We start from the raw sequence: 16671 nt of genomic DNA on the forward strand, positions 1-16671 counted from the left end.
TGTTCTGGTAAACCACAATTTATTTTAACATGGAGGTCTTTTTTTATTAGTTTTTCATCGCTAAAGCTAAATTGAACCCCTGGTCTAACCAGGGGTATTCTAATTACAAAAAGGGCTATGAGTATAAATTCTCATAGCCTTTAAGTTTAAAAAAACAAGTTTGTTTAAAATAATTCGAGCTCCTCTGTTTCATAAGTTACCACATCTACAGGATCTCCATCAACGTCCCAGATCTAGACTTCGCAATAGTCAGAATTAGGGTAAAAACTTACGATAATACCAATAGTGGATGGTGGATATCCATCTTTTTCAACTAAAGTTTTGACTTTATCACATTCTTTAAATTTCATCATCTATTCTAATTTTGATTATAATTATTTGATTCTAAAATTCTTCTTAAACCTCATATTTTATCTCCGTAAGGAAGGGAATTAATATAGTTTTCCATGAAATTCCAATCAGGTACAAACTCTCCATTAACGTTTATAGCAGGGAGATTTATTTTTGTCTTCTTTATTAAATCCATTTTAAAAGCTCTTCCATAACTATATTTATACCTTTCTTTTTCAATCAAACTTTTAATAAATAGTGCTGTATATTTATTTATCCATTTTGCTCTGCATACGACAATGTGATCACCTGTAATAAAATCATTTTCTTGATAATATATCGTTGATGTAGTATCCCCAATTATAATTGCATTTCCTTTTTCTTTTACTGAAATATCCACTAAAGGAACATAACAATCACACCCATTATTTTTATCTGTTCTGCTGATAAATGAAATTCTATCTATGTTATTTGAATCAAAAGTAGTTAAATCACTTTTAACATAAGCTTCCGATTTATAAATTTCCTCAAAAATATCTTCTAATAAAAATTCTTTCCAATAATTTATATTTAAATCCAGGATTTCGTCAGCCCTATTATCAGTTCTTAATGCATCCTTAATAGAGCCTTGACTCTCTCTCTAGTTTCAAGCCTTTCTATGAACTCTTCCATATACTTCCAATCTGGAATATATCCTTCATCTGAGAAAGTTTTTTTAGGATCAATAATACATTGTCCATAATTATCAGTCAAAACAGGTAAATTAATTGTGGATTTAACCATTCTAACTGGTCTCCATTTTCTTCCGTATTGCCATCTATATCTATCTTTCATAATAACAGTAGCAATAAATAATCCTGTTTTATGATTAAATGGAATTCCATCTTTTCTATATAAGGGGTTTACATCATGACTACAAGTAAATTCTTTAGGTTGGTAGTATGCATATCCGACAGAACCATTATTAGTAACACATACTGCATTAGCAGGAAATATTTTATCTGAAATAGGAGAATTGTTATCGTCTCCTGTTTTAGATGCATTATTTATATTTTCTATTGTATGATAACTAGTTACACCATTATTGCTATCAGTTGCTCCTAAAAACGGAATTTCACCATTTTCAGAAGAATCTGGTTTTTTATTATAAAACCCCTTTCTAATGATAAATATTCTATTATATATAAATGATTTCCACTTTTTAGTATTTAACATTTTTAAAATCCTCCATCCTTTATTAGATAAGAGTAATAACTTCTAATAGTTTTTTCAAAATCTGCCTCTGTTAGAGTAGAATAATCTGTTTTCATGTAGGCTTCGGCTAGCCATTCGTCTTTATGCGTTACAGGGGCTGTCGCACTTAATCCATCTATAACTTTTTTATTTCTATATAAATCTAACCACTTTTCTTCAATATCTTTCCATAATGAATGGTCTTCTTTACTAAATTGTTCTACTCTTCCAAGATATTTTCTTTTAATAAAACCGTCATCTTTATAATAGCCAAAAAAAGTGTCCTTAATACTTCCGTCAGATGCTTTGTGTGGTCTTCCTAATGTGAAAACCATACAATAAGATGCTCCTGGATAAAACACTTCATTTGGAAAAGTAAATACAGCTTCAAGAGTATTTTCTTCAAGCATTTTTTCTTTTGCGGCTGTAAGTAAAGAGTTTGAACCTATAGCTCCTGCAACAGGAAGTAGGATAGCCAGCTTTATTTCTTTTTTAGATTCTCCATTTTCTATTCTAATATCATTAATGTTCTTCAAGCAATCTGAAATAAATTCTGCAAAAACAAATTCCTTCGTCGGCTCTTCCTTACCATCTTTTTGAGATTTAGTCCACTACTTTTGGTATTTTTTTGGTATAGATCTAGGTTTTGCGTTATATGGAGGGTTCATAAGAATAATATCGGGGTTAGCTTCTACAAAAAAATCTTCCATATCAAAAAGAGAGCCTAATTTAATATTAGAATTTCCATCCCCATGTATAAGCATATTTGTTGTAGATAAGCCAAAAGCAACTTCCTCTATCTCTACACCATATATATTATTTTTTTGATATTTTCTCTTTTGATTCTCTTTTCTGAATCAGTGATTTTAGCTTTATCACAGTCAGCTAGTTCTTTAACCATAGCTTGTACTAAGAAAGAACCCGAACCCTCTCATGTCAAGCTTATGACAAAATTCTGATGCTATGTAAATAAAAAAGAGTAGTCTTAACTACTCTCAGAATGTTTTTAGAAAATCTTATTTGTTTTAATGTTCTATTAAAATTTCTTCTAACATAGGCTCTATGCCTCTTTTTATTAAAGATTCTACTAACCTCTGTGCATAAAATCTATTAATATAAAATGCAATATGATTCAATAACTCAGCCGCTTTTTCTCTTACTTCAAATGCAGATAAATTGTTTTCAAGAATGTAATTAGCAATATCTGCAAAATTATCTGCATCTTCAAATTTATTGCATTGAGAATCCATATCTAATTCAATAAACTTAATTACCTCTAAAATAGACTCTGGATACTCATTAAAATAATAATATAATGAATATTTAAAGTTACATGTGTTAATTATATTGTTGCACAAATCCTTTGATGATAGAGAAGATATATACATTAATATTCTGTCATCATATTTCTTAGATTCTATTAAACTTAGAATTTCTTCTTTGTTCTCATTATCATCTATGAATTTTTTTATTTTGATAAAATTTTCATACATATTAATTGCATCTTTATAGTGAGAATTAATATCTAGACTTGTAGCTTTTTCAACTAATAATTTATACTTATGATTTTTATCATTAGGGCTTTTTGTTAGAATAAAATTAATTAATCTTCCCAAGGAATATACATCACTATATTTTCCTGTGCTTCCAAGCATCATTAATTGCTCTGGTGGGCAGTATTGTACCTGTCCCAATTGTGCTGTGCTTTTTGTTTGATGTGAAAAAACTAAATCAAAATTTTTTCCTAAACCAAAATCTGCTATTTTAATATCATTTCCTTTCAAAAATATATTATTAGAAGATATATCTCTATGGATAATATTTTTGTTATGCACTTTTGCCATTATATAAAGAATTTTTATTATAATAGATTCTTTAACTTCAACAGATAAAGGATTAGAAATCAAAAAATCATATAAAGTTGAATCACACTTTTCCATAACATAAAAATATTCAGATTCATTAAAATCATATACTTTAATAATCCCTTCTATGTCAGATAAACTCTTAGTAATTTCAAATTCTCTTTTGAATCTATGCTTGCTATTTTCTTCAAGAAGATTTTCTCTTTTTAATTTTTTTATAACTAGACCAGTAGATTTTTGAAGGTATACATTAGCAAATCCACCTTCACCAATTAATTCAAGATCTTCGTCAAGTTTTGTTAACTCAAATGAATCTCCTATTTGTATTAATTGATATTTAAAAGGTCTTAATCGCCTATTCCAATTTTCCTTTAATTTTTCGATAAATGGGACTATTTCAACAGGCGTTTTTTGTTTTTCCTGAATATTAAACTCTATAGACATAATATAAGAAAAGAATTTGTTTATTTTCCCATTATTGTATAAATCTTTGATTCTTTCACTAGCGTAAACCCATCTAGTTGGAAATCCACTATAGTATTGATCATTGTATCCAAAATTAGAATTAAAAAACCTTACCAATGTAGAACCAGTTTTATATTCATATAGACTATCTTCAAAATCTCCACAAAACTCTTTTGAAATTATCTCAAAAAATGAACCATTCATTACAGCACCTCTGCTGTAATTATACATCATCTCTTAGTTATAATAAAATTGCTATAATAATTATATTAATTTAAAAGAGAGTGATTGCTCACTCCCTTTGCTACTTCCATATTATGTTCAACACTTCGTTTCCTTCGCAGAATACTGAGTCTATATATTTTTCCATCAATTCTCTGGTAAGTTTAGTGTTGTCTATTACTTCTTTTTCTTCTTTTGCTTTTAGTATTTTTTCTTTTATTGCTCGTATTTCTTCATCTATCAAATTTTTAGAGTCAATGAATTTTTGTCTATTCATCTTGCCTAATTTATACTTCTCAAAATTCTGCATTTTCTTAGCTTCAAGATCTTCGATAGATTTTTCCATAGGTTTAACTTTTACTTTTTCATCCTTGATTGGATCTTCTAAACCATATTTTTCTTTTATTGCTTCAAATACTTGCTCTTCAAGGCTTCCTGCTCTTGAGTTCTTATGTTTTACATTATTACATTTACATATCCTACATGTAAAATATGTGTGGACTCTTATAGTTCCATCTTGTCGTTTTCTTTTAGATTGAACACATCCTAAAATGTGATTGCAAGTTGGACATTTCGCAAAACCTTGTAGTGGAGATTTTTTTCTCCATTCATAATCGGTATTTTTACCTTTCATAAATAGATTCTTCTCTTTTATCTTTTGAACTTTTTCAAAGTCTTTTCTAGAAATAATAGCTTCATGGTTATTCTCAACTCTTCCCCATTCTTCTTTTGGTTTGAATTTAAAAGAAGATGGATTTAATACTGACTTATCTTGCATATTGAAAGTGTAAGTTCCAGTGTAATTTTCATTTGCTAATACATCTATTACATTACCATTAGTCCAAGTTGGTCTAGGCTTTTTAGCAGTTCTGATTATTGAATATTCAAAATCAAGATTTGTTAATTCACTCTTTCTTTTTGATGGTGTTGGTATTTTTTCTTCATTTAATATCTTAGCTATATTTCTTGAAGATATACCTTCAAGTGCAAGTTTGAAAATCTTCTTTACTATCCAAGCAGTTTCTTCGTCAACTATGATTTTGTGCCTATCATTAGGATTTTTCATATATCCTAAAGGTGGACTCCAGGCTAAAAACTTTCCTTGTTTTTTAAGTGTAGCCATAGATGACTTTACCTTTTCAGAAATATCTTTTGTGTAGAAATCATATAATAGTCCCTTGAATTGAATATCTAAATCTGTTCCATTTCCTTTTTCTTTGTTGCTATCATAGCCATCATTTATGGCGATAAATCTTACTCCTAGGAATGGAAATATATTTTCAAGATAATCTCCAAGTGTTATATAATCTCTCATAAATCTGGACAAGTCTTTTACAATTATCGTCTGAATATTATTTTTCTTTACATCTTCGAGCATTCTTTGAAAGGCTGGTCTATTTTCATTTGTTCCAGAATATCCATCATCAACATATTCTTCTCTTGTGAAGTTTTTAAATTCTTCATTCTTGTCGAGATAATCGTTTAGATATGCTCTTTGGTTTATGATACTTTCACTCTCATCAGTCTTTATCATATCTTCAACGGATAATCTAATATAAAGAGCAATCTTACTCATCGTCTGTTCCTCCTACTAAATTATATATATTGAATTTAAAGACTATTTCAAATTCGTGTTTGTCATAAACTATTATTTTTTCAATTAAGCTATGGATTAAATCACCAGGTAGCTTTTCCAAATTCTTTGAAGCATATAAATCATTTATCCATTTTGTTGATTTTAATCTTTCTTTTTTAAGCTTTGAGATATTAACTTCAATTGCTGAAATCTCGTTATCAAATGTAGACATATGACTTTGAGCAATCTCTCTTTTTAATAGATACTCATCTCTATCAATCTTACCTAGACTATATTCTTCATAGGCTTTTTAAATGATATTTTCTTCATTTATATTTTTTCTTTTAAGATTTTCAATGTCTTTCTTAAAAGTATCTATCGCCTTATTAAATCTAGCTTTAATTCGGTTAACAAATTTTGTCTTGCTAGTTGTCTTCATAATAAACTCAGAAATCTTATCACTAATAGCCTGATCCAAATCTCTTTCCATAATGAATACTGATTTTTCGGGTTTTATACTTCCACTAAATCTCTCATTCTGAAATGAATAGTAAAGTCTATCTTTATTTTTACCATAGATACGAGTTCTTCTATTAAGTTCTTTGCCAGTATTATTATTGATTACAAGACCTTTAAATCTGTTCTCATAGTCCCTATTTTCAAAATTATGCATTGGCGAACTGAAAACATGATTTTTCTTTCTTGTCTTTCTCGTAAGATTCTTTCGTGAACTTCCTTAGAAATGATTGCTTCATGTGCATTCTCACAAATTATATACTGACTTTCGTCTACAAAATGTTGCTTAATTACTTTTGCAAGATTTTGTTGCTTAACTCCTTGTACTAAAGTCCCCGTATAAGCTTGGTTTGTAAGCATTTTTGAAATTGTCCCTTTATTCCATTCAGGATCATCATCTTGTCTATAAACTCTCCCAGTTTTATAGTAAATCATTCCAGGAGCATAGCCTTTTTCATTAAAATGCTTTGCGACTTCATATTGGCTTTTGCCTTGAAGAGTTAAATCAAACATCTCTTCTACTATAAATCTAACATTTTCATCAATTACAAGCTTTTGACCTTCTTTAGATTTTTTAATCTTGTACCCGTAAGGTGGAACAGAACCAATAAAGTATCCGTTTCTTGCCCTATTGTGTTTTGAGGTTTTTATCTTAACTGAAATATCCTTAGCATACATATCGTTGATAATATTTTTAAGAGTAACCTCAAAAGATTTCTTTGAATCTGTTTCTTTGACTGTGTCTAATTTATCATTAACTGAAATAAATCTAACACCTAAAAATGGAAAAACTTTATCAATCAATCTTCCCATTTCAAGATATTCTCTTCCAAGTCTTGATAAATCTCTGATAATAATACAATTGATTCTTCTATCTCTAATATCTTGCATCATATTCTGAAATGATGGTCTTTCAAAGTTTGTCCCACTATATTCATAGTCGGTGTAAACTTCTAAAACATCTATATTTTCTTTTAATGCATATTCTTTACAAGATAGGATTTGAGTTTCTATTGAGTATGATTTTTCTCTCCACTCTTCTGTTCTTTCGTTAGATAGTCTTGTATAAATTCCGGCTTTAAAGACTTTTCTTTCTGTCTTTTCATTTTTCTTTTCAATATATCTTTTGGAAGTTCTTGCCATTATAAAACACCTCCAGCTAATTGCATTGGAGTCTTATTTTCAAGAGCATTTCCAAATACCTTATTTATTGAAATTAAATTCTTCTTTACTTCGGACTTGCTTTCACTTTCTTCTTTTATAAGGGTCTTCAGTAAGTTAACTGTTTCCAAATTATTAAAGACAAAATTAATCTCATTATTTTCTCCGATTTCAATTCTATCTATAAAAGATACAATTGTTAGTCTATTTAGACTGCTTAAATCAGTGGGAACAATTTCGGAAACCAAACTGTCCTTGTTTTTCATCTTTTCTTGCAAATTGGCAAGTATATTTTTCTTTGTAGCAATTTGTTTCTCTATTTTCCTGATTTTAATAAGATAATTTTTTCTGAACCTTTCAAATTCTTCAGAAGTTATAAGTTCATCTTCTAAGTCCATATATAAAGTTTGTCTAAGTCTTTCATACTTTCTCTTTTCTGAGTTTAAGCTTTCAAAGTCAATATTAAATGTAACTTTTGATACATCTAACTTATTAACTTGACTTAGTAATTCATTGTATTTTTTTAAATAATCTTTAAGTGCAAAAAGAGTCATATCCAGTAGATAGTCTTCTTTTATACTATGTCTTGTGCAATCTCCTTTGTTATTATAGTGAGAACAAATATAAAAAATATTATATCCATTCTTGGACTTAACCTTTCTTCTAACCATTGAAGATCCACAATCTTTGCAATAAAGCATTCCTGATAAAATATGTGGTATATCTGCTGATTGTTTTACATCTCGAAGCATCATCTTATTAGCCAAAGCATAAATGCTTTTTGAAATAATAGGCTTATGAGAGTCGTTTATTACAATCCAATCTTCTTCATTTACTTCTACTTCTCTCTTAGACTTGTAATTTAGTTTTCTAGTTTTCCCTTGTTCAAGCACTCCTATATAGACCTTGTTTGTAATAATCCTATTGACCATTTTTGCATCCCATTTAGAGTCTTTAACAATAAAACCAGTAGTATGATTATCGCCAGAATTTTCTTTATGCTTAGATGGTGTTACACAACCTATGCTATTTAAAAAATCTGCAATAGCCTTAGACGAATAACCGTCTATCTTCATATTGAATATTCTTTCAATTATGTGTGAAACTTCTGTATCAACGACTAACTTATGTTTGTTTTTGCTATCCTTCTTATAACCAAAAGGAGCAAATGCACCAATAAATTCACCATTTTTTCTTTTAATTTCCTTTGAAGATTTAACTTTCATAGAAATATCTCTACAATAAGAATCATTAATAAAGTTTCTTATTGGAAGAATTAAATGTGTATCGCTTACATCTGCATTTTCACTGTCATAGTTATCGTTTACGGATATAAACCTTATACCTTTTTCTGGAAATATCTTTTGTAGATATTTTCCTGATTCGATATAATCCCTCCCAAAACGGGATAAGTCCTTCACAATAATTGTTTTGAACTTCTTTTCTTCAAGATCTTGAATCATCTTCTTAAATTTTGGTCTGTCAAAATTAGATCCTGAAAAACCATCGTCTACATATTCAGCAACAACTTTAAAATCATTGCCCCTTGCATATGATTTGATAATCTGTCTTTGATTTGAAATAGAATTACTTTCTGTGCTATCTCCATCCTCTCTCGATAAACGAAGATACATACAAGCAAATTTCTCCATCACAAAACCTCCTTAATTTGTATTTGGGCAAATAGTCATTAAGGAGTTCTTCTACCACTTATATTTTACCGCACCCAAGTTTTTAAGTCAGCACCCCAGCTTATAGTCTTATACAAGCTCTACATAAATAAAGTTCTACAATATCTAGTAAGTCGAGGGACTCTTTATCACTTTGAGTGTAAGTAATTTTTTTAGAATAATCTTCTTTTGATATTTGCTCTTTAGGTTTACATTTCTTCTTTTCTTTTGTATTCATAGGTTTTACCTCACAATATAAAATTAAAGTTTTTTGACATTGACAAGTGCTTTGGATTAGCAACATAGGAATCTCACCTCCGCCTCTGTTCAGGATGAGCCGGCTTCAACCTTAGAAGTATCATTATCCTCATTTTCTTCATAGCGAATAGGGTATCCCTCCCTATATTCAAACTCTTACTTATCGCTCCCTTTCTTCTTCCCTTGCTTTTAGCTTAGCAGTACTTGTTTTGCCGAATTATTCAGCAGAAAGATCTTGGCGGATAGGTTATTACGCTCCAAAAATGATTAACGTCTTGTCTTGGTCTATTCAGTTGTTAAGGTTCAAAATTTATCGAGAGTTATTAATCTTTTTAAAATTTGACCATCAGAAAATACTTATCTTGATGAAACAAAATTGTTTAAAATTACCCTCTTATAATTAAGAGTGAAAAGAAGTCTTTCTTGGTAACCAATTTTCAAAAATAAATTTGGTTAAATAAAAAGGTCCAATTCCCACTGTATAGGTAACAGTGAAAATTAGACCCTCTTGGCAACTGTCATCTAAAAGTTTTCCAACATTTCCTTTAGTTTTTCTAAGACTTTATTACGCCTTTTAATAACGGCTGGATGAGAAATATTCAGTTTTGCAGCTACTTCTCTAATTGTTTCTTCTTTATAAAAAAGACTTTCTATCAAATCTCTTTCAACAGGGTTGAGTTTAGAAATAGCTCTTCTTACTTCTTCAATCATTTCCTTTGTTTCGATAATTTTTTCAACATCAAATTCCAGATCTTCTAAATTTTCTTCAAAATTACCATCATGATTATAGGAACAAAAAAAGAAACAGTTATTTAACCTGTCTCTTCTAATTTGATATTTCTCTTTATTCAATTCACTATGATAGGCAAGATATACTTCCTTGCTAACAACTATTTTCTTTCCTTCTACAAATAAATAATATTCTTTGTCCATTAATTTTTCCTCCTTGTTGACATGAATTTCTTTAGTTTGAAAATAAAATTCACACAAGGAGGGCTTCTAATTCTATGCATATATTCTCCTGGGCATAAAAAAAGACCGAAAGAAAATAAATTCTTTCAGCCAATAAATGCCAATATTAAATTTAGGTGCAAATCACCCAGCATGGATATTATATATGCACTTAAGTACACATAAAATTCGTATATGGTACTTTTTTCATTCGGAAATAGTACGCAATAAGTTCGTCATAAATTAATTTCTTAGATGTTCATTATTTCTTCAATGCTGCGACCGTCTTTAAGTTGGCTAATAGCAGTCGGTAAAGTATATCCTCAAATTATTACACCAACCAATGCAATTGCTTCTTTTTTTCTTTGATAATAAACAGTTCTCTCTAAAGATACACTTCTCATACAAGCTTCATCAGTAATCTTTTTTTCAGCAATGTAGTAGTTATAAATAATCTTATGATAGATTTCTCCATATTCTGGATAAACTTTTAACCTAACACAGGCATCATAAATTATTAAAAGCATAAGCTTACTATCCATTACATTGGAAACTCTATTATTAAACTTTTCTTCAACTCTTTCTGGAGCAAATGTTGAAAGATACAAGTAAGCAGATTCTGAAGTTAATCCATAGTTTTCTTTACTCTCAAACATCATAAAATTTGCCCTGTTATCTACTGCCCAAGTAACTTGTCTATATAAACTTAAAATAAGTTTTGCAGCTGAACTGATTTTTTCAAATTTCAAGTTGCTATCTGCATACAAGTTCATTATATTCTTTAAAGTTTTACTTATTCTCAATCTAATCACCCCAATACAATTTATTTACAATCCTGAATGTTTGTGCTATAATATGAATATAAGTTCAGTTTGTATTATATATCAAATTAAAAAACAATTCAAGCACTATTGTTCGTATTAAAAGTTATAAATGCACATTAGTACAGGAGGTTAAAATTATGGCTTTTGCGGATAGATTAAAGGATTTTCGTGAAAAAGAAAAGTTAAGTCAAGCAGATTTTGCAAAGATGATAGGAATAAGTACAAGAACTCTTGTACATTATGAAGACGGAGAAAGATACCCAAGAGATGTCGAGGTTTACAAAAAAATAGCTGAAGTTATGGACTGTGATTACAATTACCTTCTAGAAGAAAGTGACGAGTTTTTAAATAGAGTTTATAACATGGGTGGCAAAAGAGAATTAGAAAAAGCTAGAGCATTAACTGAAGGTCTAAGTTCTTTATTTGCAGGTGGAGAAATATCTGATGAAGATAAAGATGCCGCTTTTGAAGCTATTACTCGTGCTTATTGGGAGGCTAAAAGAGAAAACAAGAAATACGGTCGTAAGAAAAAAGATTAGGTGATTTTATGAGCATGAATCGCTATATATATGATAAGGTTAATCGACTTATAAAAAAATACAAGACACGAGATCCTATCGAATTAATAGAAGTTTTGAATATTAACCTGGTATATCTACCTGAAACAAAAATACTTTTAGGAATGTACCATTATATTCAAAGGAACAGATTTATTTTTATCAGTAGTAACACAAATTTTAATAGAAAGACGATATTAGCACATGAATTAGGTCACGATCAACTTCACAGAGATTATTGTATGAGTGGCGGAGCTTTTCATGACCAAACAGTGCTAAACCCTACAAATAAATTTGAAACTGAAGCTAATATTTTTGCAGCTCATTTATTAATTAGTGATGAAGATGTCCTAGATAATATCAATGATCAAGTTTGTGATTATGAAATCGCTGGACAATTAGGTGTAGATATAAATTTACTAAATCTAAAAATTTCTGAGTTAGCAAAAATGGGAAAGTTTAATAAACCAGTTAATGTTAATATACCTCAGGGAGATTTTCTTAAAAACTATCGCCCTGAACATGATGATTATTATTAGGAGACTCTATGGGAATTTTTATTACAGGATATTTTTTATTAATCCTTTCTGGAATAGTTTTCTACTATCTCATCACTACCTACTCTGTAAAAATCTCAGCATTTTTGATTGATTTTATAGTTGTAGGTTTAGGATTTTATATATCCATAAAAGATAAACTAGATAACAAATTGGCTATTCCCCTCTCAATTACAGTAGTAATAGTTTATGGAATATTGCTAGTTTTAATAAATCAAAAGCTACCAAAAGTTAGCAAGTTTTTAAACTATATAATTGCTTTTATAGGATCAGCAGTTGCCTTATGGTTGGCACTAGATTTTATAACAAACACTCTAGCCGCTTTTAAAATAATAGGTCAAACTTATCATCAATTACCAATAACAAACAGTATGATGATAAATTCCTTTATACATTATGTAATTGTATTCTTGATTAGTATTCCAGTGTTTAAAGGTAGAATGAAATTTATATTTGGAGGAAATTATGAGTAAAGAAATGGATAAAAATAAAGACGAAAATCAGAAAAAAAAAGAACTTCAAATTAGGTCATCTGCTGCTGAATACTTGACCTTTATTGCAGCAAATGGTGATGATCAAGAAGCTATCGAAATTAGATATGAAGATGAGAATATTTGGCTAACTCAAAAGATGATGGCAGCTCTTTATGATGTTAGTGTCGCCACAATAAATGAACATCTTAAAAAAATCTATGCCGATAGTGAATTACAAGAAGAAGCAACTATTAGGAATTTCCTAATAGTTCAAAAAGAAGGTTCTAGAAATGTTTCAAGGGAAACAAAACACTATAATCTGCAAGCAATTATTGCAGTAGGCTTTAAAGTAAATAACGAACGTGCAGTCCAATTTAGAAAGTGGGCAAACCAAATTGTAAAAGATTTTACAATTAAAGGTTGGGCAATGGATGATGAAAGATTAAAAAATTCTGGCACAAAACTTACCAAGGATTATTTCGAAAAATTACTTGTAAAAATTCGTGAGATTCGATTATCTGAAAGAAGATTCTATCAAAAAATCACAGATATTTATGCCACATCTTTAGACTATGACCCATCTGCAAAAGCAACAAGAAGGTTTTTTGCAGCTATTCAAAACAAATTACACTATGCCATTCATGGAAAAACTGCAGCCGAATTAATTGTAGATAGAGCCAATCACAAAACTAAAAATATGGGACTGACAACTTGGGAAGGCTCTCCAGATTCAAAAATTCATAAATATGATGTAGTCGTTGCAAAAAATTATCTAAACGAAGAAGAATTAAATCAAATGCAAAGAATTGTTTCATCTTATTTGGACATGGCAGAACTACAAGCAGAAAGACATATCCCTATGACTATGGAAGATTGGGAAAAAAGATTAAATGGATTTTTACAATTATGGGATAAAGAAATTCTAAACGATGCAGGAAAAGTATCTGCAGCCCTTGCTAAAAAACACGCAGAGAGTGAGTTTGAAAAATATAGAATTATACAAGATAGACTCTACAAGAGTGATTTTGATAAATTCTTGGAACTAGAAGATGATGCTAAAAAATTAGAAGAATAACTTAATACACGCTTAACGCTTATAACTTTAATAGCAAGCACAGTAAGTGTACGGACACTTACGAAAAAATTAATGGAGCAGACCTTTACGGAATGCTCCATTTTTTTAATTTTTACCTTGTTAGGGAGAACCCTAAGACCCCGAAATATATTTTATAAAGGAGAATAAAATGGCAAATAGATTTAGAAATGAAAGAATAGAAATAAAATTAACTAAGGAAGAAAAGGAAGTTTTTGAAAAGAAAATGAAACTTGCAAATTGCAAAACAATGTCCCACTTTCTTAGAAAATGTGTATTGGAAAAAGAGATATATGTTGTAGATTTAGAACCATTTAGAAACCTACAATGGCTGCTTTCAAATGCAACAAATAATATAAACCAGATTGCAAAAGCTACTAATACAACTGGTGTTATTTACAAAAATGAAATTGAATCTATGAATAATCAGATAGAAAAATTATCAAGAGAAATATGGCAGATCCATTCCCTACTTCTTAATAAATCAAAAGAAAGTTCTGATGAATAATATGGCAATTACAAAAATACATCCTATAAAATCAACTCTAAATTTGGCAATAGATTATATAACTAAGAGTGAAAAAACTGATGAAAAAATCTTAGTATCTTCATTCAAATGTCATCCATCTACTGCTCATATTCAATTTATGAGAACACGAGAAGACAATGATACTAAAGGTACAGTTTTGGCTAGACATTTAATTCAATCTTTTCTACCAGGAGAGGTTGATCCTATAAAAGCTCACGAAATTGGAATGGAATTATGCAAGAAAATTTTAAAAGAAGATTATGAATTTGTTCTTGCAACACATATAGATAGAGGGCATATCCACAACCATATTATTTTTAATAATGTCAATTACAAGACTGGCAAATGCTATCAATCCAACAAAAAAACTTACCATAAAATTAGGTATCAAAGTGACGAATTATGTAATGAAAATAAGCTTTCAGTCATTGATGAATATTATGAAGCTTACAAAAGAAAATATAAAACTGCAGGTAAATCTTGGTACGAATATGACCAAAATAAGAAAGGAAATTCTTGGAAATCTAAACTGCAATTTGATATAGATAGAATGATTAATAAGTCTAACTCGTGGGAAGAGTTTTTAGAAAATATGAAATCTCTTGATTATGAAATTAAGTTTGGTAAACACATAGCTTTTCGCCATAAAGACAAACAAAGATTTACAAGAGCTAAGACTATCGGAGAAGATTATACCGAAGAAAAAATCAAAGAAAGAATAGATTTAGCTATTAAAAACAAAGCTAATCCTATTAAAAAACGAGTAGGAAATGTTATTGATATCTCTACTAATAAAAAAGCTCTATCCTCTAAAGGTTATGAAGTTTGGGCAAGGAAACATAATATAAAAACAATGGCAGATTCAATAATTAAACTTAGAGAGCAAGGAATTAATTCAATTACTCAACTCGATGACCTGATCAAAAAATCTGCTGATGATAGACAAGACTTGTTAGATAAAATAAAGAAATTTGAAACTGAAATGAAGAGTTTATCTCAAGATATGGAAAATATTAATACTATAAATAAGTATCGTGAAATCTATAAATACCACAAGAAAAATCCTGAGGACAAGCAATTTGCAGAAGAATATTATAGTGAAATTTCCGTCTATAAAATAGCCGCTAAAGAAATTTTAGTTAACTATAAAAAGCCTCCAAATACAAAAGAAATACTATCAAATCTCAATAAATTGCAAGAAAAAAAGAACACCCTTATGCAAGAGTATTCTTTGAATAAAGAGCAATTTTCCGACCTTGTTCAGTATAGGAAAAACTATGAAAATTATTATAAAGAAGAAATTGAAAGATAAATCATTATACTAAAATATATGTTTTATATTCCAATTGTCAAAACAATACTCCACAAATAAATTCAGAGTAATTTGGATAACATCTTATAATTAAATTTAAAAATAGCAATGTTATAGTAATATTAAAGATATCCTTTTATAGATATACTATCTTATTAAAGGTTTAGGTATCTATAATATCTGTTAAGATTTTTTCTCAAACAGATATTATAGGTAAAATTGCTAAATATGGTTCCCAATTCAATTTTGACGCAATCTCTCAATAATAGTTTTTTTGAGATCTATATTAAAAATAATTATAGGTACTGTTAAACATAATATTAAAGTAATTATTCAAACTATCACTAGATGATACATTGGGTAGCTAAAAACTGAATAATATGCTATTTTCTTAAAACTCATATAGATAGGTATATATAGCCCTGTTCCAATTGTTCCAAAATAATATCAAGAATTATTATATTTATTAAAATTTATTAGCATTGTATTTAAGGATTTTATAGTACAAGATGTTTAATATGATTGATAAGACTATAATTAATAGCATTTTTGTATTAGAATATGAGAATACTATATTTCCTACATGTTCATAAAGATTTGGAGTTCTTGACACTATAATAAATAAAATAGCTAGTATAACAAATAACATTTTTCTTATATTTTCAACATATACTTTTCTATTGTTGATTTCAGAAATGTCGAACATAAATTTGTAAAATGTACTTATAGTATATATAATTAGCGAATAAAATATCAATTGTTGAGTAGAATATTCTTTTTTATACATACCTATGATGACCCACATTACTAGTATTATTAGACTTGTTATATTGTTATTTATAATACAATATTTTGGATACAGGTCTTTTGAGGACGGAAATGTTTTAACCATATTTTTTATTTCATTAAAGTAATTATAGTCTGAAATTGATTTTCCAATTTTTATTATTATATATAATGCAGCTACCAAACCAGCCTCAAACTTATAAAATGATATAATTATAAATATTAATATCATAATTAAGTTGAGTCTTTTATTAGCTTCCAAGGATGACTTAATTAAATGTAACATAATATCT

Annotated in this window: 17 protein-coding genes and 1 pseudogene; 6 read left to right on the forward strand and 12 right to left on the reverse strand. The window is 28.9% G+C overall.

The features are described from left to right. Positions 1 to 403: 403 nt before the first annotated feature. The 11 genes and pseudogenes from BN3657_RS08705 to BN3657_RS01930 all read right to left on the reverse strand — a co-directional run bounded on the left by BN3657_RS08705 (position 404) and on the right by BN3657_RS01930 (position 11050). Positions 404 to 730, reverse strand: a complete 327-nt coding sequence (locus BN3657_RS08705; protein WP_062551542.1) for a restriction endonuclease subunit S — start codon at positions 728 to 730, stop codon at positions 404 to 406. Between the two features lie 206 nt (positions 731 to 936). Further along, entirely contained in the window at positions 937 to 1545 is a 609-nt protein-coding gene (locus BN3657_RS01890) for a restriction endonuclease subunit S (protein WP_062551543.1), read from the reverse strand. Between the two features lie 2 nt (positions 1546 to 1547). Further along, a complete protein-coding gene (locus BN3657_RS08590) occupies positions 1548 to 2099 on the reverse strand; it encodes a hypothetical protein (protein WP_062551544.1) in 552 nt (183 codons plus the stop codon). 75 nt (positions 2100 to 2174) lie between these two features. Beyond that, positions 2175 to 2378 (reverse strand): N-6 DNA methylase, encoded by a 204-nt coding sequence (locus BN3657_RS08595; protein WP_222859614.1) that lies wholly within the window; start codon positions 2376 to 2378, stop codon positions 2175 to 2177. 210 nt (positions 2379 to 2588) lie between these two features. After that, positions 2589 to 4097, reverse strand: a complete 1509-nt coding sequence (locus BN3657_RS01900; RefSeq protein WP_062551545.1) for a serine/threonine-protein kinase — start codon at positions 4095 to 4097, stop codon at positions 2589 to 2591. Positions 4098 to 4197: 100 nt separating this feature from the next. Next, positions 4198 to 5691, reverse strand: a complete 1494-nt coding sequence (locus tag BN3657_RS01905) for a recombinase family protein (protein ID WP_062551546.1) — start codon at positions 5689 to 5691, stop codon at positions 4198 to 4200. After that, a pseudogene (locus BN3657_RS01910) lies at positions 5684 to 7350 on the reverse strand (recombinase family protein). Before BN3657_RS01910 ends, BN3657_RS01905 begins: the two are co-directional and overlap by 8 nt. After that, positions 7350 to 9020: a recombinase family protein gene (locus BN3657_RS01915; RefSeq protein WP_062551547.1), complete on the reverse strand. Its 1671-nt coding sequence runs from the start codon at positions 9018 to 9020 to the stop codon at positions 7350 to 7352. The pseudogene BN3657_RS01910 and the gene BN3657_RS01915 overlap by 1 nt, the downstream one beginning before the upstream one ends. Positions 9021 to 9120: 100 nt before the next feature. After that, positions 9121 to 9342 (reverse strand): hypothetical protein, encoded by a 222-nt coding sequence (locus BN3657_RS08540; RefSeq protein ID WP_000924607.1) that lies wholly within the window; start codon positions 9340 to 9342, stop codon positions 9121 to 9123. A gap of 476 nt (positions 9343 to 9818) precedes the next feature. Then, positions 9819 to 10229: an RNA polymerase sigma factor gene (locus BN3657_RS01925; protein ID WP_062551548.1), complete on the reverse strand. Its 411-nt coding sequence runs from the start codon at positions 10227 to 10229 to the stop codon at positions 9819 to 9821. Between the two features lie 341 nt (positions 10230 to 10570). Next, positions 10571 to 11050 carry a hypothetical protein gene (locus tag BN3657_RS01930; protein ID WP_230204173.1) on the reverse strand — a complete coding sequence of 160 codons (480 nt, stop codon included), beginning with the start codon at positions 11048 to 11050 and terminating at the stop codon, positions 10571 to 10573. A gap of 158 nt (positions 11051 to 11208) precedes the next feature. Here BN3657_RS01930 and BN3657_RS01935 point away from each other — a divergent pair, with 158 nt between their 5' ends. From BN3657_RS01935 to BN3657_RS01960, 6 genes are all read left to right on the forward strand, one after another. Then, positions 11209 to 11610, forward strand: coding sequence for a helix-turn-helix domain-containing protein (locus BN3657_RS01935; RefSeq protein ID WP_000852880.1), 402 nt, complete (start codon positions 11209 to 11211; stop codon positions 11608 to 11610). Positions 11611 to 11618: 8 nt separating this feature from the next. Further along, positions 11619 to 12167, forward strand: coding sequence for an ImmA/IrrE family metallo-endopeptidase (locus tag BN3657_RS01940; RefSeq protein ID WP_062551549.1), 549 nt, complete (start codon positions 11619 to 11621; stop codon positions 12165 to 12167). 8 nt (positions 12168 to 12175) lie between these two features. Further along, the gene (locus tag BN3657_RS01945) at positions 12176 to 12658 is read left to right on the forward strand and encodes a ligand-gated ion channel (protein WP_054251368.1); all 483 of its coding nucleotides are present in this window, start codon (positions 12176 to 12178) and stop codon (positions 12656 to 12658) included. Beyond that, positions 12651 to 13733: a virulence RhuM family protein gene (locus BN3657_RS01950; RefSeq protein ID WP_054251367.1), complete on the forward strand. Its 1083-nt coding sequence runs from the start codon at positions 12651 to 12653 to the stop codon at positions 13731 to 13733. Before BN3657_RS01945 ends, BN3657_RS01950 begins: the two co-directional genes overlap by 8 nt. Positions 13734 to 13902: 169 nt before the next feature. Then, on the forward strand, positions 13903 to 14259 hold the full coding sequence (locus BN3657_RS01955; protein ID WP_054251366.1) for a plasmid mobilization protein: 357 nt from the start codon (positions 13903 to 13905) through the stop codon (positions 14257 to 14259). 1 nt (position 14260) lies between these two features. Beyond that, positions 14261 to 15592, forward strand: a complete 1332-nt coding sequence (locus tag BN3657_RS01960) for a relaxase/mobilization nuclease domain-containing protein (protein WP_054252129.1) — start codon at positions 14261 to 14263, stop codon at positions 15590 to 15592. Positions 15593 to 16058: 466 nt separating this feature from the next. Here the strand turns inward: BN3657_RS01960 and BN3657_RS01965 are convergent, their stop codons facing one another. After that, positions 16059 to 16664, reverse strand: a complete 606-nt coding sequence (locus tag BN3657_RS01965) for a hypothetical protein (protein WP_062551550.1) — start codon at positions 16662 to 16664, stop codon at positions 16059 to 16061. Positions 16665 to 16671: the final 7 nt, after the last annotated feature.

The sequence above is a fragment of the Peptoniphilus phoceensis genome (assembly GCF_001517665.2).
Classification (GTDB): Bacteria; Bacillota; Clostridia; order Tissierellales; family Peptoniphilaceae; genus Peptoniphilus_A; species Peptoniphilus_A timonensis.